This window comes from candidate division KSB1 bacterium, from assembly GCA_034521575.1.
In the GTDB taxonomy this organism is placed as follows: domain Bacteria; phylum Zhuqueibacterota; class Zhuqueibacteria; order Residuimicrobiales; family Krinioviventaceae; genus JAXHMJ01.
Map to the genome: position 1 here is coordinate 920,886 of JAXHMJ010000005.1, position 16,140 is coordinate 937,025.

Below are 16,140 nucleotides of genomic sequence, written 5' to 3' on the forward strand. Positions count from 1 at the left end.
CTATTAAAACATGCTGGGTTGATCGGCTAAATCAAAGGGGCAGACATGAATGGCCAACATAAAACGCGTAACAGGGATGAATCAAAATTGTTTCAGGATAACATCATTGATCACAGCCCCATAGCCATGTGGGTGTCGGATGCAGAGGGAACGGTTGTTCGCACCAACCAGTCGCTTTGTGAGATTACTAATCTTTCAAAAGAAAGCATTGTGGGAAAGTACAATGTGTTCAAAGACAAAAACCTGGCAACCGAAGAACTACTGCCAAAGATCAAAGATGTATTTGAAAAACAAAAAACTACACATTCAGGTGGATATTGAGGTGTTGAAAAAAACAGCGCCTGCGTACAGATCGCGTCCCCCCTTTATCATCAATGTTGCAAAAAAACGATTGAAAACCGTTGCCACTTTGCTCGGAAGTCTGGTTCAGCACAGAAAAATGGACAAAGAAATAAAGCAGCGGTTGCAGGAACTGGAAATTTTCAACAATGCAGCGGTGGACCGGGAACTGTTGATCAATGAACACCGCAAAGAGATCAACAACCTGCTGCAACAACTTGGAAGGCCACCCAAATATGATATTGTTGAATGATAAAAAAGAAATCAATGTTGCAACAGGTCAGGTCAAAACAGGGACAACATCCTGCGTTTTGGTCTCAAGCGCCATCGGGTCCTGCGTGGTGATTACGGCCTATAATGCAGAACATCGAATCGGCGCTTTGGCTCATATTATGCTGCCCGGCCGCGCCCCTGAAACCAGCTTTTTACCGAAAACACGATATGCGGCTGATGCCATTGAATCCATGCTGCAGCTATTGCGGCAATCCGGCGCTGACCTATCAGCACTGGATATTTGTTTGATCGGCGGCGGCAATGTCCTGCAGCGCAAAAATGATCAGATTTGCAAGGCCAATCTGGATTCGGTGCACCGTATACTGAACGAAAAACAGCTGCCCATCCGGGCCAAAGCAATAGGGGGTGTTGAACGCCGTACTGTCCGTTTTGACCTCAAAAACGGCAAGGTGTTTTACACTCAGGCAGAGTCCGACCCGAAATTATTGTGGGATCCGGGCGTTTAAATCATAAACCGTGACAAGGAATGAGCACGATGCAAAAATCTCCGGACAAAAAAACAAAAGAAGCGCGACGCGACAAGCGGCAACTTTGGGACAGGGAAGAACAACTTGCCAAAGTGCAACAACAATTGCAGGACAAGGATCAATATATCGAACACCTGAACAACATCCTGTCTGCGATCCACCGCATCAATCGTCTGATTACCCGCACAGATGATTCGGACCGGATGCTGAGCCGCGTTTGCGATATCTTGACGGAAAACCGTGGTTATTACAATGCCTGGATTTTATTGCTGAACTCAAAACAAACATTCAAGAGTGTTTATGATTCCGGATTCAATGGCGAATTTGATGTCGTGCGTGAAAAACTGCAGCACAACCAATTCACGGACTGCGCATGCAAGGCGCTGCAGCAGCCTGGGCCCGTCGTCATTGACAATCCCGCAAAAATCTGCAAAAACTGTCCCTTAGCACCCCATTATAGCAATCGCAGCGCCATATCCGTGCGTATTGCAGACACTGAACGGATTTATGGGCTGCTCACGGTGTCCATCTCCCGAATAATTTTACAAAATTCGGACGAATGCGACCTGCTTGAAGATATCGCTGCTGATTTGAGTTTGGCGCTGCAGAGCATTGACGCCAGACTGGAACGCCGCCGCTCGAATACCATCGTCAACACGTTGCCTCAGCCTATGGCATTTGTCTCCACGGATTATCGTTACCTGACAGTTAATGAGGCGTACGCGGATTTTTACAACGCACCGGTGCAGCAAATTATTGGACGCCGGGTTGAGGATTTTCTCAGGAATTCCCAGTTCAAAACCATTAAACCCAACCTGGACCGATGCCTGAAAGGAGAGACCATACACTATGACATCCAGATTGATTTTGGGCACAAGGGCCGGCGCTGGATGTCCATGCAGTATCATCCCTATTTTGACAAAAATGGCCGGATTAACGGGATCATCTCGCATGGGCTGGACATCACTGACCGCAAAAACATGGAACTGAACCTCAAAACCGGCAATCAACAATTGTCTGCCAGCGAGCAGCAATTGCGGGCCACTAATCAACAGCTGCGTGCCGGCGAACAGCAATTGGCCGCCGCCAATCAGCAGTTAGCGGCCAACAATCAACAGCTGCGCGCCAGTGAACAGCAATTGCGGGCAAATGAACGGCAGCTCAAAGCCAAATCAGCCGAGATGCAAAAGCTGTTGGAAAAAAGCGAAAAACAACGCCTCGCCAATCTAATTGTGCTCAAAGACCTGACTGAAACCAGCAACAGGTTGAAAAAAGAAATCAAGGAACGCCACCAGGCACAGAAAAGTCTGTTTGAAAGCGAAAAACGGTTTCGCCGGATGTACGAACATATGGAAGTGGGTATTGCCTTTGTTTCACTGGAATTCAAAATCGAGGCCGCAAATCAGGCTTATTGTAAAATGCTCGGTTATAAAGAGAACGAACTCGTCGGTAAAACACTAAACGATATCACACATCCGGATACCTTGAAAGCGAATCTTGAAAAACAAAGGCAGCTCCGCCGGGGCGAGATTGACTTTTTTAGACTGGAAAAATGCTTCATTCACAAAGACGGGCATACGGTCTATGGTATTCTGGATGCCAATCTTGTCCGCAATGCGGAAGGAAATCCGCATTACTTTTTGGGAAGTGTATTGGACATCACAGACCGCAAACTCAAGGAACAGGAAATCCTGCGCCAGAGGGACATGATTACCATGAACAATCGCATTGCCAATGTGTTTCTAAAACCGTCGCAAGAATCCATTTACGCGGACATTCTTGATATTATCCTGGATGTAATGCAGAGCCAATATGGCTTTTTTGGCTATATCAATGATCAAGGCGATCTGGTTTGTCCGTCCATGACACGGGATATCTGGGCGCAATGTCAGGTTGAAGACAAAAGCATTATTTTCCCCCAGGATCAGTGGAACGGATTGTGGGGGCGTTCATTGAGAAAGAAGCAGGTGCTGGTGAGCAACACCGGACTGAAACTGCCGGAAGGACATGTGCCCCTGAATAATGCGCTCGCGGTTCCGATCCTGCATCAGGATGAACTGATCGGTCAATTTGTCGTGGCCAATAAAAGCGGCGGATACACACAACAGCACTGTGAGTTGCTCGAAAGTGCGGCAGCGCAAACCGCTCCGATTCTGCGGGCCCGGCTTGAAGAAACCCGGCACAAACAGGAAACAGCCAAGCTGGAGGAACAATACCGTCAGGCACAGAAAATGGAGTCCGTGGGACGTCTCGCCGGCGGCGTGGCGCATGATTTCAACAACATGCTCAGCGTCATCCTGGGCTACTCGGAAATGGCAATGAGCGACCTTGATCCCCAGGATGAACTTTACGCACAATTACAGGAAATCGACAAAGCCGCCAATCGATCCGCCGAACTCACGGCGCAATTGCTGGCCTTTGCGCGCAAGCAAACCATCAATCCGCAAATCCTGGATTTGAACGAAACCGTCAGTCATATGCTCAACATGCTGCAGCGATTGATCGGTGAAGATATCGAGCTGATCTGGAAACCCGGCGCTGAACTGTGGGCCGTCAAACTTGATCCGGCCCAGATCAATCAGATTCTGGCCAATCTGTGCGTCAATGCCCGCGACGCCATCAGCAATATCGGCGATATCACTCTAGAAACGGAAAATATCAATATTGATTCGGTGTTTCACGGTCCGGAGACCGATGCGCAACCCGGTGATTATGTGATGCTGGCGGTGATGGACAGCGGCTGCGGCATGGACGCGGATATTGCTGAACAGATTTTTGATCCGTTTTTCACCACCAAAGAGCAAGGCCAGGGAACCGGTTTGGGTTTGTCAACTGTTTACGGTGCGGTTCAACAAAATAATGGGTTTTTAAAGGTCTGCAGCGAACCCGGTCAGGGCACCACATTCAAGCTGTTTTTTCCGCGACACACCGGGGATATCAAGACAAATTCAACAACACAAATAAAGAAAATCCCGCGCGGACATCATGAACAGATCCTGCTGGTGGAAGATGAAACTGCGATCCTGAATATGACTCAAAACATGCTAAAATCACTCGGATATCGCGTTCAGACAGCCTCAAGTCCGGCCGAAGCTTTGAATTGGGCGCAAACGCAACAACCTGCCATCGACCTGTTAATTACCGATGTGGTTATGCCTGAAATGAACGGGCGTGAACTGGCCGAGCAGTTCAGAACTCTGTATCCGGATTTGAATGTTCTGTTCATGTCCGGATACACGGAAGATGCTATTGAGCACCGCGGAGTGCTGGAAGAACATGTTTTTCTTATGCAAAAGCCGTTTAACAAGGAGACACTGGCGGTCAAGGTGAGGAAAGCAATGAAAAGTTAAAACAATCTCCACACGCACCCCGGCAGGAGGCCTGTAGCCCCCAATGACAAGCCTCATCACATGCTCTACGTTCCTCTTTATTCCCCCACTCTACAGAAGAATGCAGAGGTGACACTCTGTATCGCGAGATCTTTTTGACAAGAGTTCACCAAACAACCAATTACTTGAGGCCAGAGCCCCCCATATCTTTCGCCGGATAACTGGTGGGGAATTTCAATATCGCACCTGCATGCGCGTAAAAAACTCTCGCCCGATATAAGGACCATATAAATCATTTGTATAATCATTCACATTATTCACTCCGGCGCGCAACTCAATACGGGATGTGAAACTGAATCCCAGCGACAGATCAAGCATATGGTACGCTTCTTTGGTCTGCGCGCTGATGGCGCCGCCGCGGCCCACGACGGAAACATCCTGTTCACTGTAGACCTGGTCGCGCACAGACAGGGTTAAACGCTCTTTGAACCAGGCTCCGGTGAGTTCAACCGATCCCGCATGCGGGGCGGTGCGTCCGCCGGTGTAGCCCTGGCTTTTTTCTATATCCGTGTAAATATAACTGACTGCCGGCTGCAGCGGACCGATTTTGTATGCAGTACGGACTTCAAAGCCTTTAAAAACAGCATGTTCAACATTGTGATAGCTGTACACCAGTGAAGACTGTTGGAAATCAACAATCATATCATTGAGTTCATTTCGAAAAGCAGACACGCTGATATTCATCCGGTCGGAAACGAGAAAATCCAGTCCGAGTCCGGTTCCGTTGGATGTCTCGGGCTGCAAATGCGGATTGCCTTTGACCTGCAGCGGCATACCGGGAATGGGCATCATAAAATCAGAATACATTTCAATGAACGACGGCGCGCGAAATCCCAGGCCCCAATGCGCGCGCAGACTCAGATTCGAGGACACATCGATTAACGTGCTCACTCGCGGACTCCAGTGCGCCTCCAGATTGCTGATTTTATCAAACCGGCCGCCAACCGACAAGCGCACCGGCTCCAGAGCCTGCCACTGCGCCTGGGCAAACACGCCCAGCTCATCCCGTTCCGCCTTACTGCTCAGACGTTTGTTGTCATAGTTGTGGCGGGACACGTCCACGCCCATATCCAGATCCAGCGTTTGCGTCACGCTCCAGGCAATATCAGACCGGACCCCGTAAATCTGATCCTCTGTGGTATCCACAGACGCAGCCGGCGCCATAAAGCTTTCAGTTGAATACTCGCGATGGTGCCCGGAATAATATCCTTTGATGCGGGTCTGTAATAAAGTGCCAAACTCCCGCTTCCAGTCCAGGGTACTGTGCCAGGTTTGTACATCGAGTTCATTGTCGGACGCCTGGCCCATAAACTGTGTTTCTGAATCCATCTCGTCCCGGCGCAGATCGGTTTTAATCGTAAAATCGCCAAGCCGCTTGTTTGTATAATCCATTGTCAAACCGGCGCGCATAGCCTGCGATTCATCCACCTGAATTTCACCAACGGACTGCCGCGCCCCCTGTTTCTGAACATCCAAAGTCACACGGGTATGCACCGCTCCCAGACGCCGGGACAGATTGAAATTGCCTCCGACGGTTTCATAAGAGCCGTAACGCAGGTTTGCGGCAATCGTCTCGTTTGAAACAGAGCGGGTAATCACATTGATCACCCCGCCCATGGCATCACTGCCGTACAATGCAGAGCCGGGGCCCTTGACAATTTCAATACGATCAACCTGATCCGCATCGATATGCGCCAGATTCACTTTATCGTTCAGGCGCGCGGAAAACGGCACGCCGTCCACCAGCACCAATACACGTTTGCCGTCAATGCCGTTCAGAGTCACATTTTTTTCACCGCTGGTGCCGCGCTGAATAACAATGCCGGGACGCGTCTTGAGCGCATCCGCCACATCCAGGGCGCCGCGCGCCTCGATTTCACGGCGCTGAACAACGCGGGTCGGTACCGCAACATTTTTGTAAATCTGCGGCGAACGCGATGCGGTCACCACCACATCGGACAGGCGAAACACATCGCGGGTCAGGGCAATCTCCAGATTCACGGTATCTTGTTCAGATACAGTCAGAGCAAGACTATACGGTTCATACCCCATATGGTTCACCTGAACCTGATACCTGCCGGGCACAATGCCGGGCACGATAAAACGGCCGTTCTGATCCGCCACCGCTCCCGTTTGTGTGTCCTTGAGCAGTACATTGGCGTTCGGCAGCGCTTCACCGGACATCTCATCCGTCACTCGTCCTTTGATTACCGAAGCATCCGTATTTGACAAACAGTATAAAACGGATAATAAAATGATTAAATAATATTTCATAACAACCTCAATTATTTAAATTTTTTATACAAAAAACAGTTCCGCCTTGGTTCCACATGGTTCAACGCTCTCTTTTAAACGCTTGAATCAGAGCAGACTAAAATTTCAGACGCAGACTGTCTCTGAAAACACCCTGAGCGCCGAAACTTTCTTTAAAGCGGGCCAGGCCCCAGTTCGGCTCCTCATTAACCGTAAAAATTCCAAAATCCAGAAAGCCGTAACCGTTTTTAATGCCCCAGTCCACAATATCATGAAACAGACAATTGACACCGCGGTATTGCTGATAGTCATCATCATGACTGATATAAAACGCCAGAACCACGCGTGGATTACAGACAAACATGACCACACCCGCCACCATCACATTCTCAGGCGTAAAGGCGGCAAACAATTTGATACGTTCCGGAAACATGCCTTTCAGCATCAACAATTCATCCAGACTGTGTGTGGGGGTTACATTATGCCGCAATTTAAGATTCTTTTCCAGTATATCGTAAAACCGTTGATAATGCGCATGCTCCCCGGTTTCGCGCACGCTTACTCTGAGTTTTTTGCCCCGCCGCACCGCACGGCGCGAGCCCTCGTTAAACGTCTGCAATATGTCATCGCTTGCAAAATCCAAAGGGATGACACTGGAAATTTCGCGTTTGCGATAGATGAATCCATTCTGCAGCATGGCAAAATCAAGATAATTGCTCGGTCGGCGCAGATAAATCTGCGGCGGCGGCGTGACATCCACAGCCTCAAATCCGTGCTGACGTGCATATGCGATCAAACCGGTGACCAGATCAAAGGCTTCACGGATCGACAGGGTATCGCACACCACAAATCCACCATAAGACGCGCCGCGGTGCGAAATCAGCATCCGCTTGCCATCCAGTTCACAATCCACTGCCGGCAGCAGTGCCAATATTTTGCCTTTTTTACTGAAAATCAGCGAGTGATCGGTAAAGCGTTCCGGCGGATGGTAGGATAAAAACCGCCGCAAATGAAACATATTGCCGTTATTGGCGGTTTTTACAAATGCGTCCCAGTCCGATGCCTGGTCCGGCTGAAATACTGTAATATCCACAATTCGTCCTCTGCATGTTTGTTCGTATCAATATAAAAAAAACAAGCGCCACATTCAAGACTTGCTGAGAGGATCAGGCTTTTTCAACACTATTTTTATCCTGAACTCAATTCTTTTAATATTCCATCAGCCGCACGGATACCGCTGGCCCAGGCTGCCGTGATTCCCCGGCTGGTCCCGGCGCCATCACCGATCAGATACATACGGCGAGCTGTTTGAAAATACGCATCGGAAAATTCGGGGCGATTGGCGTACAATTTGATCTCCGGGTAATACATGATAGTTCCGGGATGCAGCACGCCCGGAATAATCGTATCCAGATATTTTAACGATTTCCAAATCGCGCGCAGGATACGCGCGGGCATGGACAGGCTGATATCTCCGGCGGTACAGTTTTTCAACGTGGGTTCAAAATCAAACAAATCGGAATTAAAAGACTCGGTTTTGGAGCGTTTGCCCAGACGGAAATCGCCGACCCGCTGCATCAGGGGACGACCGCCGCCCATGAGCATTGCCATTTTTCCCAGCATTTCCGCATACGCCTGTCCGCTGGCCAGAGGTTGAGTCAGGGATACGGTTTTCAATAACGCAAAATTCACCAGTCCGTTGGCCTTGTGCGCGGAGGAAAACGCGTGTCCGTTGACGCTGAAATAAGATTCATCATGCAGTCCTTTGTATTTTTCCCGCACCACAAACGCAGCCCCGCTGTTGGTGCAGAATGTGCGCACCTTGTCCGGGAAATAAAACTTGGGATCATAATAATCGCGTACAATGGGGTAATTTTCAACCCGCGTTTCCACACGTATGCCGATATCCACCACATTGTCAATATAATCAATTTTGTTTTCGTTCATCACGGTTTGCAGAAAACGAAACCCGCTGCGGCCCGGGGCCACAATGACCCGGCCAAATTCCAATTCACGTTCTTTTGTTGTCAAAATACGTTTTTCTGCGTCAATACCGGTTACGGTTTCCCCCAGAGCAAATTCAACGCCCCATTGTTCCAGTTCACCCGTAAGCTGCTTGATCAGCTTTTTGCCACCGTCCGTTCCCAAATGCGACTGCCGTACTTCAAGAAGCTGCACGCCCAGACGGTTGGCGCGTTTTTCATAGACCTGCAGATTTTCCCGATTGAGAATATCAGGCGTCAAATGCTGTTCCACTTTGCCCAGGTAGTATTCACCCTGTTCCCGGTTCCAGCAGCCGTGCGGAAACCCCACCGGATAGGTAAAATTCATCTTGCAGTCGTTGCGCAGTCCACCGGTGCTGGCCCTGGCTTTATCGATCATCAGCAAAGTCAGGCCGGGCTGTTCCTGCTTGAGCCGAAAGGCGGCGCCAAGGCCGGCAGGCCCGGTGCCGACAATGATACAGTCATAACGCGTCATATGCTTTATCCTGTTGTCCCGTTGAATGGTGCCGGTTACGCAGAATTACGGGATATGCCTGTTTAACCCTACAAAAACATCTTGAATTAATCAACAATTATTGCAATTTTATCCTATGGTATCACTAAAAGACATTCAAATCGATAACCGCTCCGGCGCCTCCGAGCTTTTGACAAAAGCCGCTCAATTCCTGAAACCGCAAATCCAGCGCTTGCGGGATGCAGAGGATCGCCGCCGCATCTGCATGGATCTGGTTGTAGCACAGCCGCGTATGGCGCCGATGATCCACCTGGCCAACAGGGTCATTCACAGCAACGGCGACCGAGCCGAGCTACTGCAAAGTATTGATCATTTTTTAGAATCGCGCAAACAGTCCATGAAAACCATACAAAATCATGCGGCGGCGCTGATAAGGCCGAATAGTCGTGTGGGGATTTACAGCCGCAGCAGTCTGGTTATGCAGTGCCTGAAAGCCTGCGCCGAACACGTGACATTTTCGGTTGCCGTTTGCGAGTCAAGACCGATGCTGGAAGGCCGCACCGCCGCGCAGGAATTGACCCATGCCGGCGTGCCGGTTACCATGATGATAGACGCTGCCTTTTCCGTGTTGACGCGCAATTCAGATATTATTTTGATCGGAGCGGACAGTATCTCACCGGCCGCTGTGACCAATAAAATAGGCAGTCGGCCGTTATGTCTGATCGCTAAAGCCGATGATACACCGGTTTACTGTATCATCACACCGGATAAATTTATTCCGGATAACCTGCAGCAGCCACCGGAACCGGCGCACAATCCCGCTGAAATCTGGGAGACTGATCTCTCCCTGAACTTTGAAACCCCGTACTTTGAATCGTTCCCGCCCGAGCTTTTAACCGGACTGGTGACCGATGCCGGTGTAATCACAGCCTCTGACATCCAAAAACACATACCCGACATTCACCCTGACCTGAAACTGGCCCTGGCCAATCTCAATTCACATCAATAATCAGCGCATTCTCGTCACAGTCCGGAAATTTAGGACAGTTAATACAGTCCTTCCAGACCTTGTGCGGCAGGTATTTTTTATCAATCGGACTAAAACCGAGTTTTTGAAAAAATTCCGGTTTGTAGGTCAGGGTAAACACGCGGGGTATTTCCAGCTCTTTGGCTTCGTCCAGCAAATAAGACACAATCTCTCTACCGATTCCCTGTCCGATGGCTTCCGGCTTTAGCGCCAGCGAGCGCACTTCGGCCAAATCCCCCCAGATAATCACCAGAGCGCCGACGCCAATCACTTTTTCATCTTGTTCCACCACCACAAAACTGCGCAGCTGACTGAACACCTGTGACTGGGCCACCGGCAACATTTCTCCCTGATCGGACCAAACTTTGATCAGCTGTACAATTTGCGGCACATCATGTATTTTGGCTCTGCGAATCATAGTTCTTCCGTACTTGTTTCCAATGCGTTCTCAAATTTTTCAACGGCTGTATTGATCTGTTCCTGATCAATGATCAAAGGCGGCAAGAACCGGATCGCCTGTCCGCCGGTTTTACAGATTAACAATCCCTGCTGCAGACACGCGTCAATCAACGTTTTCGGTTCAATATGGATCTCGACACCAATCATCAATCCGCGGCCGCGTACCTGGACAATTTCGCTGCGACGGCTCTGCAGTTCGCGCAGCCGTTCCTGAAAATAAGCGCCGTTTTCCCGGACCTGCTGTAAAAACCCCGGTGCTGCAATGCGCTCAAGCACATCCCTGGCCACAGCCGACACCAGCGGACCGCCGCCGAATGTGGTACCGTGGTCTCCCGGCTCAATCGGATCCGCCACATCCTGGCTCATCAATACAGCGCCCAGAGGCAGACCGTTGGCAATAGGCTTGGCTGCAGTCAGAATGTCCGGGACAGTATTGTACGATTCATAGGCGGTGAACGTTCCGGTGCGGCCGAATCCGCACTGAATTTCATCAAAAATTAGCAACATGCCGCGTTCGTCGCACAACTTGCGTAGCGCCCGGATGAACAGCTCATCTGCGGGATAAATGCCGCCCTCGCCCTGAACCGGCTCGACGATCACGGCGCAGGTGTTGTCGTCGGCGGCCAGCGCCACCGTGTCGGCATTGTCAAAATCAGCAAAGCGGAATCCCGGACACATGGGCTCAAAATCTTTCTGCAGAGCCGCCTTGCCAGTCGCGGACAGGGCGCCCAGGGTGCGTCCGTGAAATCCCCGACGCATACAGACAATATTGGGTGATCCGATATGCTTTTTCACTCTCCCCCATTTTCTCGCGAATTTGATCGCTGCTTCCACCGCCTCGGTGCCGCTGTTGCAGAAAAACACCTTGTCGGCAAACGTGTGATGCACCATAAATTCAGCCAGCTCCACCTGAGGCTGTGTATGATATAAATTCGAACAGTGCCACAATTGTTCGGACTGCTCGCGCAGCACCTGACACGAGCGTTCATCCGCATGCCCAAACGCGCAGACCGCAATACCGGCCACACAGTCCAGATATTCACGTCCGTCGCTGTCGTACAAATACACACCGTTTCCATGTGTAAATACGACCTCCGGCCTTGAATACGTATGCAGCAGCGCCTCGTTTTCCCTTTGAATCAGCGCATGTTTATCCATGAGAATTCCCGTAAATGGTTGTTTTCAATTCCAGCTCATTGTTCAGCAGTTTTTTCAGCGTTCCGGTTCCCTGCCAGCGGGTAATGTGCACACGTCCGGCGCCGTACCCCAGGGCGTCAAACGCGGATTCCATCTTGGCGATCATGCCGCCGTGAATGACGCCGTCCGCGATCAGGGTCTGCACCTGCTCCGCCGACAATTCATTGATCACCTGCTCGTCCTGTATTACACCGGCCACATCGGAAAAATACACAATATCCCGCGCCCCCACCGCTCCGGCAATGGCGCCGGCCGCTGTGTCCGCATTGATATTGTAGGTATCGCCGTTCGCGTCCGCTGAAATCGGCGACACCACCGGCGTTCGGTTGCGCGCCCACGCCGACACCAATACCGCGGGGTCCACTTTGGCTACGCGTCCCACATAACCGATATCCTGGCCGTTGCGGATCATGCGTTCCGCCGTGATCAGCTGCCCGGATTTGCCGGACAAACGCTTGACCGGCACACCCTGTTTTTTTAGATGCGCCGCAATGGCTTTGTTCACCTGCCGGGACAATACTTTATCAACGATTTTAATATCTTTTTTCCAGGTCACCCGAATACCGTCAATGAACACGCTTTCACGATTGGCTTTTTTCAAAGCGTCCGAGATCTGCACGCCGCCGCCGTGCACCAGGGCAATGTCTTTGTCCTTGCAGGTCAAAATGTCCTGCGCCAGCTCCGCGAAAGCGGCAGCCTGTTCAAACGCCCGGCCGCCGATTTTGATCAGCACGCGCGGCTTCATAACAACGCCTCGGTTTCATCAAATCCGAGCATCAAATTCATATTCTGAACCGCCTGCGAGGCTGCGCCTTTGCCCAGATTGTCAATAGCGGAACAAAGCAGCAATTGCGGCGTCTCTTCCACCTGTTTGAATCCGATAAAACAGTGATTGCTGTGCTGAACCATCTGAAGATTCGGCCAGCCGTCAATCACATGAACAAACGGTTCATCCGCGTAATACTCATCATACACCTCACCCGCCTGATCCGGCGTGCTGCCGTCGGTCAGCGTGCAATATAGGGTCGACATCATGCCGCGTGTCACCGGCAACAAGTGCGGTGTGAACGTCATCAGAGCCGAAACACCGGATATCAGCGCCGCCTGTCGCTCCATTTCTCCCACATGCCGGTGCATGCGTCCGGCATTATAAGCAGTGATATTCTCATTCACCGTTGTAAACTGGCTGGTTGCCTTCAATTTGCGTCCGGCTCCCGACACCCCGGATTTGGCATCAATGATCACCTGCCCCTTGACCAGTCCTTCCTTGTACAGCGGCAATAACGGTAGCAACGCGCTGGTGGGATAACAGCCGGGATTGCCGATGATATCGGCCTCGCTGATGCGTTCCCGGTTCCATTCCGGCAGCCCGTAAACCGCTTCATCCAAAAGCTCGGGCGTTTTATGCTGCATGTGATACCAGCGCTCATAATCGGATTCGCGGTCAAAGCGAAAATCCGCGCCCAGATCAATCACCGCCACGCCGGCATTGTAAAACTCGCGCGCATACAGACAGGAATCGCCGGCGGGCAGGCAGAAAAACACCAGATCCACGTTTTCCTGCAGCGCCTGTTCTCCGGTTATCAGCTGCATAGCGTGAAAGCGGGTCAGACCGGGAAATACCTCTGAAAGCGGCGTTCCGGCCTGGCGCTCCGATGTGACAAATTCGACCCCGACACCTGCATGATGCTGCAAAATTTTCAACAACTCTTCACCGGTAAATCCGGTGGCGCCGACGATTCCTACTCGAGTCATAGTGCTTTTCCTGATCTATAGTCTCCCAACCGATCCTGTATCGGGCTATTTCTCTTCTTTGGCTGTTTTCGACAATTCCGCCGATCGTTCGGCCGCAGCCCGGACCGCGGACATGACCGCCGGTCGCAGTCCCGCTTTTTCCAACTCGTACAAGGCCTGAATGGTGGTTCCGGCCGGCGTAGTTACCTGGTCTTTCAGCTGTCCCGGATGTTTGCCGGTCGCCTGCACCAGTTTGGCCGCGCCCAGCACCGTCTGCACCGCCAGCTCGCGTGCCGCGTCGCGCGGCAGTCCCATTTGCACGCCGCCGTCAATCAATGCCTCGATGAACATAAACACATAAGCCGGTCCGCTGCCGGAGACGCCGGTGACCGCATCCATCAGATCCTCGGATACACTGACCACCGTGCCGATGGACCCGAGCATGCTGCGTACAAAATCCACATGTTCCTGCTGCGCAAAAGCGCCGGCGCACACACCCGAGGCGCCTGCACCGATCAGAGCCGGCGTGTTGGGCATCACCCGCACAATCGGCAGTTTTTTTCCGATCAACTCCTGTATGATCTCGGAACGGATACCCGCCACCACGCTCACCAGCAGCTGATCCGCGCGCAGCCGCGATTTAATCGCCGACACAACACTGCGCAGCACCTGTGGTTTAACAGCCAGCACAACCGTATCCGCAAAATCCACGGCTTTTAAATTATCCTCAAACGTCTGAATCCCCCACTGCTTTGACAGACGCGACAGTTTTTCTGCATCAACGTCGCTGGCGCACACCTGGTCCGGACGCGCCAGTTCGTTGTTAAGCACACCGTTCAGCAGCGCGGTTCCCATATTGCCCGCACCGATAAATGCCAGTTTTTTCGAGCACATACGCCCTCCTTATGTATGATATTCCGCGTTAATTTCTACGTATTTATAACTCAAATCGCACGTATACACCGTGGCCTCGGCATCGCCGACTTTGAGATCGATGACAATATCGATATGATCCTGCGCCATGCGTCCGGCCATATCCTGTTTGTCAAATCCAATGGCGCCGCCGTTCTCCGCCACCTGCAGTCCGGCAAACCACACATCAAACGCATCCGCATCCATATCGGCGCCGCTGGCTCCCGCGGCTTGCACCACCCGCCCCCAGTTCGGGTCTTCGCCGAACAGGGCGGTCTTGACCAGCAGCGAATTGCCGATGGATTTCGCCGCTCTCAGGGCATCGGCGTGCGTCCCGGCGCCGATCACGTGCACACACACCTCTTTGCCGGCGCCTTCGCCGTCTTTGGCCAGCGCCAGGGTCACATGTTTCAGCAGCGACTGCAATGCGGCTTTGAACGTCTCGTAATCGGCGCTCTCTTTTGTAATCGCTGCATTGCCGCAGCGACCGTTCGCCAGCATCACCGCCGCATCGTTGGTGCTCATCTCGCCGTCCACAGTCAATACATTGAGGGTATCGTTCACGGCATCACGAAAGCTTTTCTCCAGCAGATCAGCCGGGATATCAATATCCGTCATCACCAGACAAAACATGGTGGCCAGATTCGGATCGATCATACCGCTGCCCTTGGCCAGGGCAGAGATGCGGCCGGTCACACCGTTCAGAATCACCGGAATTTCAAGAAACTTGGGCACCGTATCCGTGGTCATGATCGCCTGCGCCGCATCCGCTCCGCCGTGTTCTGACAGCGCCGGAACCGCCAGATCGATTCCGGTACGGATTTTTGGCATGGGCAGACGCTCGCCGATCACTCCGGTGGACAGCACCAGCACGTCTCGCGAACGGCAGCCCAGTTTCTGCGCCGCGTATTCGGCCATATGTAGATTATCCAGACGTCCCGGTTCGCCGGTGCAGCTGTTGGCATTGCCGGCATTCACCACAATGGCTTTGGCGTGCTGATTTTTCAGAATCTCCTGATTGCGCACAATACAATGCGCCGCCACCGTGTTGGTGGTCCACATGCCGGCGGCCGGACAAATGGCATCACTGACCAGCAGGGCCAGATCATTTCCTTGTTTCTGAATGCCGCACCGCACACCGGATGCCTTGAATCCGGTCGGCAGCACGGTTCCTGACGTTACCTGATGCTGCATCAACATAGTTCATTCCGTTTGTTGGTTCACTGGTGTACAAAAATCTCAGAGGGCCCCGCATGCCGCGCACACGGGGTTGATACGGATGGGATGGTAGATATTCCGGTATTTTAGTATAACGCCAAATGACATGCAATCACTCTGATCGTGTGAATCAAACCATTGTCTGGAATTTCAAAGAAAAAATATAAACAATTTTGTAACCGTTTCAAAGGGGTTTTTGATCGGGAATACACAGACAGTAGGGTGGATTTTTAATTCGCTTTTATCCAGGCTTGATGAACATTCATTACAAACCCACTCTACTAAAATTTTCGGCATGTACAAAGGTATTGACTGGTTCGCCTTTTTGATCCCCCTCTGTTTTCATCATGTGCTGTGTTTGCAAGTATTGCTTGAAAATACGTTTTTGATCTCA

General features: G+C 51.5%; 14 protein-coding genes. 5 read left to right on the forward strand and 9 right to left on the reverse strand.

From position 1 onward, the window contains the following. The first annotated feature begins 45 nt into the window (after nucleotides 1–45). Genes U5R06_17075 through U5R06_17090 form a run of 4 tightly spaced genes read left to right on the forward strand, consistent with a single transcriptional unit; the run spans nucleotide 46 to nucleotide 4,450 of the window. On the forward strand, nucleotides 46–321 hold the full coding sequence (locus U5R06_17075) for a PAS domain S-box protein (protein ID MDZ7724461.1): 276 nt from the start codon (nucleotides 46–48) through the stop codon (nucleotides 319–321). After that, nucleotides 284–592 (forward strand): hypothetical protein, encoded by a 309-nt coding sequence (locus U5R06_17080; protein ID MDZ7724462.1) that lies wholly within the window; start codon nucleotides 284–286, stop codon nucleotides 590–592. The genes U5R06_17075 and U5R06_17080 overlap by 38 nt, the downstream gene beginning before the upstream one ends. Further along, the gene (locus U5R06_17085; GenBank protein ID MDZ7724463.1) at nucleotides 576–1,079 is read left to right on the forward strand and encodes a chemotaxis protein CheD; all 504 of its coding nucleotides are present in this window, start codon (nucleotides 576–578) and stop codon (nucleotides 1,077–1,079) included. The genes U5R06_17080 and U5R06_17085 overlap by 17 nt, the downstream gene beginning before the upstream one ends. Nucleotides 1,080–1,108: 29 nt before the next feature. Then, nucleotides 1,109–4,450: a PAS domain S-box protein gene (locus tag U5R06_17090; protein MDZ7724464.1), complete on the forward strand. Its 3,342-nt coding sequence runs from the start codon at nucleotides 1,109–1,111 to the stop codon at nucleotides 4,448–4,450. Between the two features lie 213 nt (nucleotides 4,451–4,663). Here U5R06_17090 and U5R06_17095 read toward each other — a convergent pair whose 3' ends face one another. The 3 genes from U5R06_17095 to U5R06_17105 all read right to left on the reverse strand — a co-directional run bounded on the left by U5R06_17095 (nucleotide 4,664) and on the right by U5R06_17105 (nucleotide 9,220). Beyond that, on the reverse strand, nucleotides 4,664–6,763 hold the full coding sequence (locus U5R06_17095) for a TonB-dependent receptor (protein MDZ7724465.1): 2,100 nt from the start codon (nucleotides 6,761–6,763) through the stop codon (nucleotides 4,664–4,666). A gap of 97 nt (nucleotides 6,764–6,860) precedes the next feature. Beyond that, complete coding sequence (locus U5R06_17100) at nucleotides 6,861–7,835, reverse strand: peptidoglycan bridge formation glycyltransferase FemA/FemB family protein (GenBank protein ID MDZ7724466.1); 975 nt, start codon at nucleotides 7,833–7,835, stop codon at nucleotides 6,861–6,863. Nucleotides 7,836–7,930: 95 nt separating this feature from the next. Next, nucleotides 7,931–9,220 carry an NAD(P)/FAD-dependent oxidoreductase gene (locus tag U5R06_17105; GenBank protein ID MDZ7724467.1) on the reverse strand — a complete coding sequence of 430 codons (1,290 nt, stop codon included), beginning with the start codon at nucleotides 9,218–9,220 and terminating at the stop codon, nucleotides 7,931–7,933. A 115-nt stretch (nucleotides 9,221–9,335) separates the two neighbouring features. Here U5R06_17105 and U5R06_17110 point away from each other — a divergent pair, with 115 nt between their 5' ends. After that, a complete protein-coding gene (locus tag U5R06_17110; GenBank protein MDZ7724468.1) occupies nucleotides 9,336–10,208 on the forward strand; it encodes a hypothetical protein in 873 nt (290 codons plus the stop codon). Here the strand turns inward: U5R06_17110 and U5R06_17115 are convergent. From U5R06_17115 to argJ, 6 genes are read right to left on the reverse strand one after another with little or no spacing between them, the layout of a single operon-like run. After that, the gene (locus U5R06_17115; protein ID MDZ7724469.1) at nucleotides 10,192–10,644 is read right to left on the reverse strand and encodes an N-acetyltransferase; all 453 of its coding nucleotides are present in this window, start codon (nucleotides 10,642–10,644) and stop codon (nucleotides 10,192–10,194) included. The genes U5R06_17110 and U5R06_17115 overlap by 17 nt on opposite strands. Then, the gene (locus tag U5R06_17120; protein MDZ7724470.1) at nucleotides 10,641–11,843 is read right to left on the reverse strand and encodes an aspartate aminotransferase family protein; all 1,203 of its coding nucleotides are present in this window, start codon (nucleotides 11,841–11,843) and stop codon (nucleotides 10,641–10,643) included. Before U5R06_17120 ends, U5R06_17115 begins: the two co-directional genes overlap by 4 nt. Further along, nucleotides 11,836–12,627 carry an acetylglutamate kinase gene (gene argB, locus U5R06_17125; GenBank protein ID MDZ7724471.1) on the reverse strand — a complete coding sequence of 264 codons (792 nt, stop codon included), beginning with the start codon at nucleotides 12,625–12,627 and terminating at the stop codon, nucleotides 11,836–11,838. The genes U5R06_17120 and argB overlap by 8 nt, the downstream gene beginning before the upstream one ends. After that, the gene (argC, locus tag U5R06_17130) at nucleotides 12,624–13,637 is read right to left on the reverse strand and encodes an N-acetyl-gamma-glutamyl-phosphate reductase (protein ID MDZ7724472.1); all 1,014 of its coding nucleotides are present in this window, start codon (nucleotides 13,635–13,637) and stop codon (nucleotides 12,624–12,626) included. Before argC ends, argB begins: the two co-directional genes overlap by 4 nt. A gap of 45 nt (nucleotides 13,638–13,682) precedes the next feature. Further along, complete coding sequence (proC, locus tag U5R06_17135; GenBank protein MDZ7724473.1) at nucleotides 13,683–14,510, reverse strand: pyrroline-5-carboxylate reductase; 828 nt, start codon at nucleotides 14,508–14,510, stop codon at nucleotides 13,683–13,685. A gap of 9 nt (nucleotides 14,511–14,519) precedes the next feature. Continuing rightward, nucleotides 14,520–15,728 (reverse strand): bifunctional glutamate N-acetyltransferase/amino-acid acetyltransferase ArgJ, encoded by a 1,209-nt coding sequence (gene argJ, locus U5R06_17140; protein MDZ7724474.1) that lies wholly within the window; start codon nucleotides 15,726–15,728, stop codon nucleotides 14,520–14,522. Between the last annotated feature and the right edge of the window lie 412 nt (nucleotides 15,729–16,140).